This is a genomic window from Solibacillus sp. FSL K6-1523 (genome assembly GCF_038005225.1).
In the GTDB taxonomy this organism is placed as follows: Bacteria; Bacillota; Bacilli; order Bacillales_A; family Planococcaceae; genus Solibacillus.
This window is the reverse complement of sequence record NZ_JBBOSU010000001.1, coordinates 3212239-3224758: the sequence shown is the minus strand read 5'-3', so window position 1 is coordinate 3224758 and position 12520 is coordinate 3212239. Positions and strand designations below refer to the sequence as shown.

The following is a 12520-nucleotide window of genomic DNA, read 5'->3' as shown; positions in this document are numbered from 1 at the left end:
TCAAAAAAATTTAACAAATTGGAGTGCCCGTAAAAAATAAGGAACGACGCAGGTAAGTTTAATTAGAGGGATAGATTTTGATTTTATAGAAAACTAAAAATATGAATTTTTGGAGATGGAAAAGTGATTTTTGAAATAACTAATCAAGTTCGTGTAACTGATTTTAAAGCAGGGCATAAATGGTATGAAGTACTACTAAGCAAAAAAGCGGATTTCATACCACATGATGGATTTGCTGAGTGGGAAATAATTCCGGGTTGCTGGTTGCAAGTTGCTGAAGGAACACCTTCCAAAGAAAATGGACCTTTACGTTTAGGTGTAACAGATATAATGGCTGAAAGAGAAAGGCTAGCTAAAGAGCTCGGAATTAATAAATTTGAGATTTATTCCCGTGAAGAAGTTTCTGCAAAATGGGGAACTTTCAATGACCCTTGGGGAAACCGACTTGGACTATTTGAGTATATGGATAAGAAAGAAGAAAATGACCGTATAAAAGCAATTTTAGGAATTTAAAGGTTTTAGTAAGTTGAACTAAGGCTGCGTTATTCCATATAAGATTAACACTTTTTGCTGAATTTCTTGTATGAAAAAAGGCGGTTAGTTATAAAAGAAGATTAAAAAGTTCAACCATAAAGTTGAACTTTTAAGGCTTGTTACATATTTTCAAATTGGAGATACTCTAAAATATTTCCGAAGGGGTCTCTGAAACTAATATATTTTCCAGGAGGACAATTAGTTGGTTCATCTACAATAAAATCGACTTCTTTTTCTTTTAAAAGTTTAACCGTTTCATAAATATTTTCAGTTCGAAGTCCTAATACAACTCCTGTAATTTTATTATCGTGATTAAAGGTTGTATGATTGTTCTCCTCTAGAATAATTGGTAACTCTCCATGTACAAGTGAGGCAATATTAGGTCCATACTGCTTGTTTAACTCAAAACCTAAAGTATTCGTATAAAAGTCAATTGCTTTGTTTAAATTTGGCACGTAAATACTTATAACACAAACTTGATTCATCATTTTATCCCACCTTTTTGTTTTATTTATTTATTCTACACGCATTTATGAAAATCCTTTATGTGAAAATTCAATCGATTGTCTTGTTCAACTAACGAAGAGAGTTCCTTCAACAAGTGGAGGGGCATTATTATTGACGCCGCAGTATAGTAGAAGAACGCATAGCGATTTATTATGGTAATACTTATAGTGAAAGGAAGCTAAGAAAAATAAAATTTAATTTAGTTGCGGTTTCGATTTTTTTGTTAGCAATAGCTATTTTATTTAACGGTTGGTTAATATTAAGCAAATTACACGTGGAGGAACAACAGGATGTAGAAGATATTTCAATAATGACTGAGAAGCAGTTTCTAACACAATCGTAATTAGGTGAATACTTAGGCATTACAGAAGAAGAATTGCAAGAAAATAATGGTATTATGAAAAGCAGTATTTCATATATCTTAATTGGGGATAGATACTATTTTCTGTTTAAAGGGGTAAATAGGTGGCTAACTGAGATAGAAGTAGAAAGTTTTGATAGAAATTATTTCAATAAAGGAAGAGAACTAGCGAATATTTATAGAATGTGAGAAAGGTTGTGAAGTATTGGGCGGTTATAAAGCAATGCTATTTGATTTAGATGATACTTTACTTAATAGGGATCATGCCGTAGAGAAACTATTTTTAATTGTTTTAGAAAAGTGCTATGAGGATGTTAAACTTTCGGAAAGAAACGAAATGCTAAAAAAATTCAAAGAATATGACAATAGAGGCTATGGCAATAATGATAAAGTAAAAGTTTTGGAAGCATTTTTCGATGAATTTCCGCCTCAATATAGATTGCCACATAACGACATTCAAGATTTTTGGAATCGTCAATTTCCGAATTGCTTTTCGATAAACCAAGAAACTGTAAATATCATCAAAACGATAAAGATGCATGTTAAAGTTGGGATTATAACAAATGGTTCAACTCAAAGACAAAAAGCTAAAATAATTAACACTGAATTAAATCATTATTTTGAGACGATCATTATTTCTGAAGAAGCAGGATTTAGTAAACCTGACAAACGCATATTTGAATTGGCATTAAAAAAGCTTAATGTGGAACCTGAAGATGCATTATTCGTTGGAGATGACTTAGAAAAGGATATTGGTGGTTGTCAAAATACAGGTATAAAGGGTATATGGTTTAATCCCCAAAGGAACAATAATGACACTGAAATAAAACCATATGCCGAGATCAAATCTTTGGCTGAATTATTAAGTTATTTTACATAGGACGAAGAAGCATGTATATGGATGATTGAGGAAGTGGGGTTATATGGGGAATGATCCAATGTTCGTGTAACAAATAATAAGCTAAGGGGAAAGTATACATATTGAAAGAAAGTCCCTTCCGATAATTTGTAAGGACTTTCCTATATATTTAATGTATAAATTTAAACCCAAAATGATTATTTGTATTTTTTGGCTAGAGATTCACTACCAATCGCTCCAATGATAGTCATAAAAAATGGTCCAATTTGAAATAATAGAGAATCCTGTAAGAGTACAATATTTAAATCAAATAACTTATTACCTACTACAATGAAAATCTTAGCTAGTATACTTAAAAAGCCGATTATTAAAAGAATATCAAAAAATAATTTCCATCTTGGATAGGCTAATTTTTGGCTATCTTTTATAAGTTTCTCTTTCAAAGAAGTATCCCCCTTTACTAATTCATCAAGTGTAATATCAAATAGGTCACTTAACTTAATTAGCAATTCAATACAAGGGTAACTTTCTCCACGTTCCCATTTGGAAATAGATTGTCTACTAATATTAAGTTTTTCTCCAAGCTGTTGTTGTGACATACTGTGCTTCTGACGTTCTTCTTTTATTTTTGAAGAAAAATACATATGATCAACTCCTATCCCCAGTATATTTATTTTCACTAAAAAACTAAAGAACCGCATAGTTGCAAAGGTGTAAACTGTAGGTTTCCCCCTTGGAAACAGCGTTTATTTAAGTTGAAAGTACTTTGTTCATCAGTTTAGTTTTATAATAAATGAGTTTTTATAGACTTTCTATAAATTGAGATAAGCATTATAAGGGGCTATAATGACAGTTTAATGAAAGGAAAATTAGGAGATATAAGTTATTTGCTAAAATAAGGGGCATTCCGTAATCTGAAAGGAAATAAAGAGTTAAAAAATAATATACTAAAAGTAAAGAGTGTTTTATATTAAGCGAAAAAAAGCGATGCATAGTTGTTAGTTCAAATATGCACCGCTCTTTGAATTGTCTTTTATTACTGTAACAAAAGTATTTAATTAATAAGGAACACCATCTAAAAAAGTACCGTTACGATAGCTAGCGTACGCTTCTTTAATTTCTTCTTCTGTATTCATGACGAATGGACCGCGCGCAGCAATCGGCTCTTTAATCGGTAATCCTGCGAAAACAACGAATTTTGCATGAGATGTTGTGCTGAATGAAATCGAATCAACTAAGCTAGAACTGTCAAAACGAACGACATTATGTGTCTGTATTGTTTGATCTTGAACTGTAATACTACCTTCAAGAACATAAATATAGCTATTGTACTCTGCAGGGATAATTAGCTCCGAGGCACCGTTTTCTACAGTAACTGCCGCAAAAGTGAAGGGTGTGAATAGCTTCATTGGAGATTTTACACCATTCATTTCACCAGCATACACTTCAATTTTACCTCCATCAAATTCAATGAATGGTACATTTACATGTGCTAAATCCTCATATTGACCGTCCACTTTTTTATGTTCACTTGATAGATTGACCCAAAGTTGTAGGACACGCGCTTCTTGACCGGGATCTGGGTTTTCATTGTGAATAATGCCTCGCCCGGCCGTCATAATTTGAAAATCGCCAGGATTTAAACGACCACCGCCATTTGTTTTGCTATCATAATGTTCCAAACTGCCATCAATGACATAGGTAACGGTTTGAATTCCTTTATGCGGATGATCAGCAAATGTATTATGTGCAAATTGGTCGTCGGCTAAAATAATAAAAGGATCGTGCTCCTGTGGATTTGTTGGCTGTAATACTAAACGTACTTGTCGACCGTCGCCACCTTGAAGTGGGATCGGTTGGACAGATTGAATTGATAACATAAAAAATGCGCCACCTTTTCTGAATAGTTGTCATGTAAGCAACACGTGTTGTATATTTTCACTATAAGATGGATCGTAAAAAAGTACAATGAACATCAACCGGATTTTGTTATGTAAGCAACATAATTGAGAATCTGTTGTGAAAGGGAAGTGCAACAATGGAAAAAACGATGGATCCAAGAACGGTTCGTACACGGAAGTTGATTGTAGAAGCATTTAATCAACTCATTATTTCAAAAAGTTTTGAACAAATAACAGTAAAGGATATTACGGAGCAAGCAACGATTAATCGCGCCACATTTTATGCGCATTTTGTTGATAAATATGCATTATTGGAAGAAGTATTATCGGAGCGGATCGAACAAATTTTCACAGAGAATCTTCAAGAAAGCCCTAATCGCGCTTTCACGGAAGATATGATTGTACAAATGTTTTTAGCGATTGTATGTGTCCACGATCAAATGTTTTCGCAATGTCGAAGAGGCTATACAGCATTTACTCAAATGATTGATGACAAAGTGAAGGACTATTTGTTAGTAACAATTGAAAAACATTTACCAGAGGAACAAAAATTACAGGCTGTCCTCATTAGCTGGGGCTTATATGGAAGCTATGTAGCGTGGGATAAGCAAAAAAATACCGATGCCAAAACCTTTGCGAAACAAGTTGCGGGCTCTTTACTAATGCTTACGTAAGAAAATCACCTCTCAAAAACTCGTTGTTTGAAAGGTGATTTTCATCATGGTATCAGTTATTTAATAGCTAGGGAGTAATTTAATTGACCTTGAAATTGTTCATAAAGCTATTTAAAAACTTTTTCATAACAATAAAAGAACTTTCGGTATTTTTTGCATACACCCAACAAAATAAAATGGGTTCTTGTTCAAAATCGCTAATTTCTAAAGTTCTAATTTCATCCAGTATAAGGCTAGGCGAAGTATGTATTGTAATATCATAAAAGAATGTGGCAGCAATATTTTCATACAAAGCTGTGAAAATAGCGAGTGCATTGTCACTTGTAAATGACGTATTTACTTTGCCAAATTGCTCTTCAAAAAGCTGAAGTGTACGCTCAAAATGTGTTTCATTATATAAAATAATCGGATGCGCTAATAATTCTTTGGGAGAAATACTTTTCCTTGTCGCAAGTTCTGAACTTTTTCCAACTGCTAACAGCATTTTCCCTTCATAAAAAGGTTCAACAGTTAAGCCTTTAATTGATTCAAGTTCACTTTCTTTTATTGCAATTATGCCAAGGTCAACCTGTTTTTCGCTAACTTCTTGTATGACTTGTTGCGAGTTACGTTGCGTAATTGAAATTTTCGTCATAGGAAAATCTTGATTAAAACGTGCTACTGTTTTAACGAGTAATGAAAAGCTTACGGGAATACTAGCGATTTGTAGCTTTTCATTTAACATCCCTACATATTCTGAGGAAAGGTCTTTTATTTCTTGTACTTTTAGTAAAGCCTCTTCTGCCTTTTGAATAATATCCTGACCAACAGACGTAACGACAGTACCATTTCGAGAACGGTTAAAAATTTTTATCCCGAGCTCCATTTCTAAATTTGTAAGCGATTGACTAAGCGCGGATTGACTAATGTGTAAATTTTGAGATGCGGCAATTAATGATTTTGTTTTAGCGATTTCTACAATATATTGCATTTGCTCAATATTCATTGTTAGCTCCTTCTATAAGCATTGCTTAAGTTACTATTACTTTTACTAATTATATTTGTCCTTCATCCATTGTTACAATGAAATTGCTCATACAGAGATGCCATATATCTCAAATTCGAGATAAATGTATGCAAGCAAATTAATTAATAATGAGGGGGAAGTTGAAATGGTAAAAACAATAGCAGCAGTTGTAAGTGGAGCAGATACAGATTATGTGTTAGAAGAATTAGAGTTAGCTGAAATGCAAGCAGATGAAGTATTAGTGAAAATGGTTGCGTCGGGTATGTGCATGTCTGACGAAACAATCCGTAGAGGAAATACAGCTGTTGCTTTCCCAGTTGTGCTAGGACATGAAGGGGCAGGAATTATAGAGCAGGTAGGAAGTGCAGTAAAGAATTTTAAAGTAGGCGACCAAGTAGTTATGTCTTATGCCTATTGTGGTCATTGTGAAAGTTGCCAACAAGGACGCCCATCCGTTTGTGATGATTGGATGAAGCTGAATTTTTCAGGTGTACGTGAAGATGGTAGCCATACATTTTATCGCGAAGACAAAACACCGATTAAAAACTTTTATGGACACTCTTCATTCACAACGCATTCATTAGTGCATGAAAGCAATTTAACAAAGGTAGATGCGGATGCAGATTTACGTTTAGTTGGCCCACTTGGCTGTGGTTTCTTAACAGGTAGTGGCACAGTTGTAAACGGTTTAAAACCTACGATTGGTTCTTCAATTGCTGTATTTGGTACGGGAGCAGTTGGTTTAGCTGCTATGATGGCAGCTAAACTTGAAGGCTGTTCAACAATTATTGCAATCGATATTCATGATAGCCGTCTAGAGCTAGCAAAAGAGCTAGGTGCAACACATACAATTAATAGTAAGAACGAAGATCCAATTGCAAAAGTTCAAGAAATTACAAATGGCAGAGGGGTAAACTACTCTGTCGATACAACAGGTGTATCGCCTGTTATGAAAACAGCCTTAACTGTTTTAGGTAAAGGTGGTACATTCGCACCAATAGCTGTTTCACGAAATAGTCTAGAAATTATTCCAACAGCGGAAATCACGATGGCAAGTAAAAATATGATTGGTGTTGTAATGGGGGATGGTATCCCACAATTATCAATTCCACAGCTTGTGAAATTCCATAAAGAGGGACGCTTCCCATTCGATAAGTTAGTGAAATATTATGATTTTGAGCAAATTAACGAAGCAGCACAAGAATCTGTATCTGGTGCAGTTATTAAACCAATTTTAATTATGGATAAAACATATCGTCAATAATTTCTAGTAGCCCACCTCAATGACCATTTGATAGTTGAGGTGGGTATTTTATTTATTATTTACAGTTCCATTTGAAAAACACCACAATGTTGATTTGAGATGGGGCAATCTCAAGTTTCAACATTGTGGTGTTTAAAGAGCGCTCTCCTGTTTGCCGTTAAACTGAAAAGCGATATTCATCTGTTTATACCGTGCTTATTACGATGCGAACTGAGCGGCTAACTTTTGAGAAAATTCATTTCGTTCATTTTCATTTGCTGCACTCCACCATTTCTCTAAAAAGACTCCGAGACCTGGTAGTAGGTGCTCCTCACCGCGTGAAATTGCATCGTTTACAATGTCGCTAAATTCATTTGGCTGTGAATTTGTTACGTTTGCCGTAATGGCTTGTCGAATTTGAAAATCCATATGAAACCTCCTTTTCACTTACTATGAACAAAAATTCAATAATTATACATCGAATCCATTAGGGAAAAAAAGTGTTTTATGCTAAAATGGGTAATCGAATAAAGGTAGAGGACGGATAAAATGAAACGAATTGAATCAACTCAAAATGCGCTTGTAAAGCATTGGAAAAAGTTATTAACGCAGCGTAAAGAACGTGAAAAGTCAGGCGAGTATATCGTAGAAGGTTTTCATTTAGTAGAAGAAGCATTAAAACATAAAGATCAAATTACGCAAATTATCGTTCGTGACGGTGTGGATTTACCGTTACTTTGGGATATTGATGATGTTGTGCTAATTGAAGTCAATGATGCCGTAGCAAAGGAAATTGCCGAAACAGAAAATTCACAAGGCGTTTTTGCTCATTGTACACAACGTGAAATATCAGAAGATGAAAAGTATGATTGGCGTAAAGTGCTGCTAGTCGATGCAGTACAAGATCCAGGCAATATTGGCACAATGATTCGAACGGCTGATGCAGCAGGAATCGATGCAGTCGTATTAGGCAAAGGTTGTGTAGATGCTTTCAATCCGAAAACACTGCGCTCTGCACAAGGTTCGCATTTCCACATCCCTGTTGTGCGCGGAGATTTAATGGAATGGATTGAAAACCTTCAGCAAGATGGTGTTCGCGTATACGGTACATCTCTTGAAGAAGCGGTTTCGTATAAAAATGTTGAGCCAAGTGACGCTTTTGCCTTACTGTTAGGTAATGAAGGTAGTGGGATTAGTCCACAATTGCTTGCTAAAACGGATCAAAATGTCATTATCCCTATTTTAGGCGGTGCAGAATCCTTAAATGTAGCAGTAGCAGCGGGAATATTATTGTATGCATTTGTTAAATAAAAACTAAAAGAGTAGTACGGTTTAGTAGCCCGTATTACTTTTTTTGTATAATAAAATCAATTTAATTAAAAACTAACTCGAAAGTAATAAATAAGACTAATATTACGATGAAGCGCGTTATATCGCAGGTATATTTGTAAAATAAATGTAACGTATACAAATTGTTGATGAGTCAGAATAATCCGAAGAGAACAACTTTAGCATGTTCATCAAAATGTCATTATTAAATAGAGTTGCTTTTATTTCTCGTAACTGCGAGTTTTCTGTTTGATAAGCCTTATTATCTGTGACTTTCAAAAATTACCACCGATAAAATCTTGTTGAAATCAGTGTTTTTCCAATTAGATGTTTTGACACTTATTTGATGTTTCACTAGAATCGATATCAGTTAGACATGTCATTCAAATGTTGCGCATGACACGATAATAAATTCTTCTGTCGAGATTGCCGAAAGCATCACTTACGTTTGATTTAAATACGTACGGATGAAAAAGTATGTATTGTGGGAACATATAACGTAGTTTTCACTATACACATAGTGCAAAGAGTTACAAAAGATTTTATTCATGCAACACTTATTTTTCTAAGGTTTAAGCACTCATTGTAAGCGCTTAAGACTATTCTAACTAGCTCTATCTATTTTGGAAAGGAGTCCAACTATGAAAGTAAATATGAAGGGAACATTACTCTCTTTCTTAGGACTAGGCGCTGTATTATTAGCTGGTTGTAATGATAAATTAGCTGTCCTTGATCCTAAAGGTCCACAAGCACAAAGACAAGCCGACGATACAATCTTATTACTTACGGTTATGTCTGTTGTAGTTTTAACTGTTTTTGCAATGTTGGTATTTATGTTAGTTAAATACCGCGCTTCAAAGCAAAGCCCTGATTACGAGCCACCACATATCGAAGGTCACTGGCTTGTAGAAACAATTATGATTGGTATTCCTGTAATTATCGTTACTGGCTTAGCATTTGTATCTGTTAAGAGTAACTATATTGTTGAGAACATTCCTCAAGGATATGAAAATCAGGAACCACTAGTAATTTATGCATCATCATCTGACTGGAAATGGCATTTCAGTTATCCAGAACAAGATGTTGAAACAGTCAACTATTTATACATTCCGGCTGATCGTCCAATCGAATTCCGTTTATATTCATTCGGACCGATTACAAGTTTCTGGATTCCACAACTAGGTGGTCAGAAATATGCGATGTCAGACATGGTTACAACATTACATTTAGCAGCGGATGATCCAGGCGAATTCTGGGGACGTAACGCTAACTTCAGTGGTCGCGGTACAGCTGAAAATACATTTATCACAACTGCGATGACACAAGCTGAATTCGATGAGTGGGTAGATGAAGTACATGCTACTGCAAAACCACTTACAGAAGAAAAGTTTGATGAGTTATTAGAACCAGGTCACCTTGGTCGCTCAACTTATACGGGTACACACTTAGAGTTCTCACCAGCTCCAGAACATCATGAAACATCAGATGAAGAGCAAGCTACTAAGTAATTTTTCTAATATAGAAATTTTGAAAGGAGTACTACAATGAAAGAATTTTTTGCTCAGTTTGCGATTCCACATCCAAGCTTATTAATTTACATTGCGATGGCGTCAATCGTTATTGGTTCAATCGCATTAGTAGCAGTTGTCACATATTTTAAATTGTGGGGCTACTTATGGCGCGAGTGGATTACAACTGTAGACCATAAAAAAATCGGTATCATGTATTTACTCGTTGCGTTATTAATGTTATTCCGCGGCGGCGTAGATGCAGTTATGTTACGTATGCAACTTGCCGTTCCAGATAATACATTTTTAGATGCACAGCACTATAACGAAGTATTTACAACACATGGGGTAGTCATGATTTTATTCATGGCAATGCCATTTATTACATTCTTCTTTAACTATTTAGTACCATTACAAATCGGAGCACGCGACGTAGCGTTCCCACGATTAAATGCAATTTCTTTCTGGTTATTCTTCATGGGGATGGGATTATTCAACATCTCATTCGTACTTGGTGGATCTCCAGACGCTGGTTGGACTTCTTACTTCCCACTAGCAAGTAATGAATTTAGTACTTCTGTTGGTACAAACTACTATATGATCGCACTACAAATTGCGGGTCTTGGTACGTTAATTACAGGTATTAACTTCATCACAACAATTATGAAAATGCGTGCACCAGGTATGACATTATTCAAAATGCCAATGTTCACTTGGTCAGCACTTATTGCAAACTTAATTATCGTATTCGCATTCCCTGTTTTAACAGTGGCACTTGCAATGGGTACGTTAGACCGTTTATTCGGTACACAATTCTTTACAATGGATAATGGTGGTATGGACATGCTTTGGGCCAACCTATTCTGGGTTTGGGGACATCCTGAAGTATACATCTTGATTTTACCGGCATTCGGTATTTTCTCAGAAGTTATTTCAACATTTGCACGTCGTAACTTATATGGTTACACGTCAATGGTTTGGTCAATGCTTATTATTTCGGTATTCTCGTTCGCAGTTTGGACGCACCATTTCTTCACAATGGGTCAAGGTGCATTAACAAACTCAATCTTCTCAATTACAACGATGGCAATTGCTGTTCCAACGGGTGTAAAAATCTTTAACTGGTTATTTACACTGTATAAAGGGAAAATTGTTATTACGACGCCAATGTTATATGCGTTACACTTCTTACCACTATTTACAATTGGTGGGGTAACTGGGGTTATGCTTGCGATGTCAGCAGCTGACTACCAATATCACAACACAATGTTCTTAGTAGCTCACTTCCATAACGTAATCATCCCTGGTGTTGTTTACGCGATGTTAGCTGGTTTAACGTTCTACTGGCCGAAAATGTTTGGCTTCATGCTAAATGAAAAAATCGGTAAAGCAACAGTTTGGACAATGTCAATCGGTTTCGTCATGTCGTTCATGCCAATGTATGTCACTGGTTTAGACGGTCAAGCACGCCGTATGTACACATTCTCTGAATCAACAGGCTTTAGCTTATTAAATATGGTATCGTTCATCGGTGCTGGTATTATGACAGTATCATTCCTTATGCTTGTATGGAACATTTGGTATAGCTTTAAAAACTCTTCTCGTGATATTTCAAGTGACCCTTGGGATGCACGTGGACTTGAGTGGGCAACGCATACACCAGTTCCAGTTTACAACTTTGCAATTACTCCGAACCTAGAAAAAGGCTCATCAGAAGCATTCTGGGATTATAAGAAAAATGGTGTTGAATTATTCAAAGGTAAAATTGAAGACATTCATATGCCAAATAACTCGGGTCAACCGTTTGTTATGTCAGTATTCTTCTTCATTGGAGGATTTGGTTTAGTATTCAGTATGTTTGGATTGGCGATTTTCGGATTAATCGGTGTATTAATTACGATGGGTGTACGTTCTTTAGAAGACGATCACGGTTACCATATTCATAAACATGAAGTAGAAGCAACAGAAAAAAGTTATGAAAAAGGAGGTGCGAAATAATGGGTAAAGTAAATAACAATGTTCCTTTAGAGTATTCTACTGAGGAAAACAATTTGAAAATCTTTGGTTTCTGGGTATTCCTAGGTGCGGAAATTATGTTATTCGGTACATTATTCGCATCATACTTCACGCTTGTAGACCGTACAGGTAGCGGTCCAACAGGTGCTGAGATTTTCGAAATTACACCAGTTTTACTTGAAACATTTATTTTATTAGCATCAAGTTTTACAATCGGATTAGCCATTCATGCAATGCGTCTTGGTAGTAAAAAGGCGACAATTTCATTCATGGTAATCACATTACTATTAGGTGCGGCATTCTTAAGTGTGGAGATTTATGAATTTGTACACTATGCGAGCATTGGTGCTGGCATTACAGTAAGTGCATTTACATCAATTTTATTAACAACTTTAGGAACACACGGACTTCACGTTACATTTGGTTTATTATGGGGTACATTCTTAGTAATCCAAATCGCAAAACGTGGGTTAACATCAGTTACAGCAGGGAAAACATTCGTATTCTCACTTTACTGGCACTTCCTAGACGTTGTTTGGATCTTCATCTTTAGTTTCGTGTACTTGAAAGGAATGATGTAAT

General features: G+C 35.4%; 13 protein-coding genes. 8 read left to right on the top strand and 5 right to left on the bottom strand.

Annotated features, from left to right (window positions below):
- The first annotated feature begins 123 nt into the window (after positions 1 to 123).
- A complete protein-coding gene (locus MHI10_RS15550; RefSeq protein ID WP_340787004.1) occupies positions 124 to 513 on the top strand; it encodes a VOC family protein in 390 nt (129 codons plus the stop codon).
- A 140-nt stretch (positions 514 to 653) separates the two neighbouring features.
- Here the strand turns inward: MHI10_RS15550 and MHI10_RS15545 are convergent, their stop codons facing one another.
- Positions 654 to 1022 (bottom strand): VOC family protein, encoded by a 369-nt coding sequence (locus tag MHI10_RS15545; protein WP_340787002.1) that lies wholly within the window; start codon positions 1020 to 1022, stop codon positions 654 to 656.
- A gap of 603 nt (positions 1023 to 1625) precedes the next feature.
- On the opposite strand from MHI10_RS15545, the gene MHI10_RS15540 reads away from it, so the two are divergent.
- On the top strand, positions 1626 to 2282 hold the full coding sequence (locus tag MHI10_RS15540; RefSeq protein ID WP_340789266.1) for an HAD family hydrolase: 657 nt from the start codon (positions 1626 to 1628) through the stop codon (positions 2280 to 2282).
- Between the two features lie 176 nt (positions 2283 to 2458).
- On the opposite strand, the gene MHI10_RS15535 is transcribed toward MHI10_RS15540, so the two are convergent.
- Complete coding sequence (locus tag MHI10_RS15535; protein ID WP_340786999.1) at positions 2459 to 2905, bottom strand: helix-turn-helix domain-containing protein; 447 nt, start codon at positions 2903 to 2905, stop codon at positions 2459 to 2461.
- Between the two features lie 414 nt (positions 2906 to 3319).
- Positions 3320 to 4141: a pirin family protein gene (locus tag MHI10_RS15530; protein WP_340786996.1), complete on the bottom strand. Its 822-nt coding sequence runs from the start codon at positions 4139 to 4141 to the stop codon at positions 3320 to 3322.
- 158 nt (positions 4142 to 4299) lie between these two features.
- Between MHI10_RS15530 and MHI10_RS15525 the strand changes: the two genes are divergently transcribed.
- Complete coding sequence (locus tag MHI10_RS15525; protein WP_340786992.1) at positions 4300 to 4836, top strand: TetR/AcrR family transcriptional regulator; 537 nt, start codon at positions 4300 to 4302, stop codon at positions 4834 to 4836.
- Between the two features lie 79 nt (positions 4837 to 4915).
- Here MHI10_RS15525 and MHI10_RS15520 read toward each other — a convergent pair whose 3' ends face one another.
- Positions 4916 to 5821: a LysR family transcriptional regulator gene (locus MHI10_RS15520; protein ID WP_340786990.1), complete on the bottom strand. Its 906-nt coding sequence runs from the start codon at positions 5819 to 5821 to the stop codon at positions 4916 to 4918.
- Positions 5822 to 5987: 166 nt separating this feature from the next.
- Between MHI10_RS15520 and MHI10_RS15515 the strand changes: the two genes are divergently transcribed.
- Positions 5988 to 7106, top strand: coding sequence for an NAD(P)-dependent alcohol dehydrogenase (locus MHI10_RS15515; protein ID WP_340786987.1), 1119 nt, complete (start codon positions 5988 to 5990; stop codon positions 7104 to 7106).
- Between the two features lie 198 nt (positions 7107 to 7304).
- Here MHI10_RS15515 and sspI read toward each other — a convergent pair whose 3' ends face one another.
- Positions 7305 to 7514, bottom strand: a complete 210-nt coding sequence (gene sspI, locus MHI10_RS15510) for a small acid-soluble spore protein SspI (RefSeq protein ID WP_340786985.1) — start codon at positions 7512 to 7514, stop codon at positions 7305 to 7307.
- A 120-nt stretch (positions 7515 to 7634) separates the two neighbouring features.
- Between sspI and MHI10_RS15505 the strand changes: the two genes are divergently transcribed.
- The 4 genes from MHI10_RS15505 to qoxC all read left to right on the top strand — a co-directional run bounded on the left by MHI10_RS15505 (position 7635) and on the right by qoxC (position 12519).
- On the top strand, positions 7635 to 8396 hold the full coding sequence (locus MHI10_RS15505) for a TrmH family RNA methyltransferase (RefSeq protein ID WP_340786983.1): 762 nt from the start codon (positions 7635 to 7637) through the stop codon (positions 8394 to 8396).
- 659 nt (positions 8397 to 9055) lie between these two features.
- Positions 9056 to 9922, top strand: coding sequence for a cytochrome aa3 quinol oxidase subunit II (gene qoxA / locus MHI10_RS15500; protein WP_340786980.1), 867 nt, complete (start codon positions 9056 to 9058; stop codon positions 9920 to 9922).
- A 36-nt stretch (positions 9923 to 9958) separates the two neighbouring features.
- Positions 9959 to 11920 (top strand): cytochrome aa3 quinol oxidase subunit I, encoded by a 1962-nt coding sequence (gene qoxB / locus MHI10_RS15495; RefSeq protein ID WP_340786978.1) that lies wholly within the window; start codon positions 9959 to 9961, stop codon positions 11918 to 11920.
- Complete coding sequence (gene qoxC, locus MHI10_RS15490; RefSeq protein ID WP_340786974.1) at positions 11920 to 12519, top strand: cytochrome aa3 quinol oxidase subunit III; 600 nt, start codon at positions 11920 to 11922, stop codon at positions 12517 to 12519. Before qoxB ends, qoxC begins: the two co-directional genes overlap by 1 nt.
- The last annotated feature ends 1 nt before the right edge of the window (position 12520 follow it).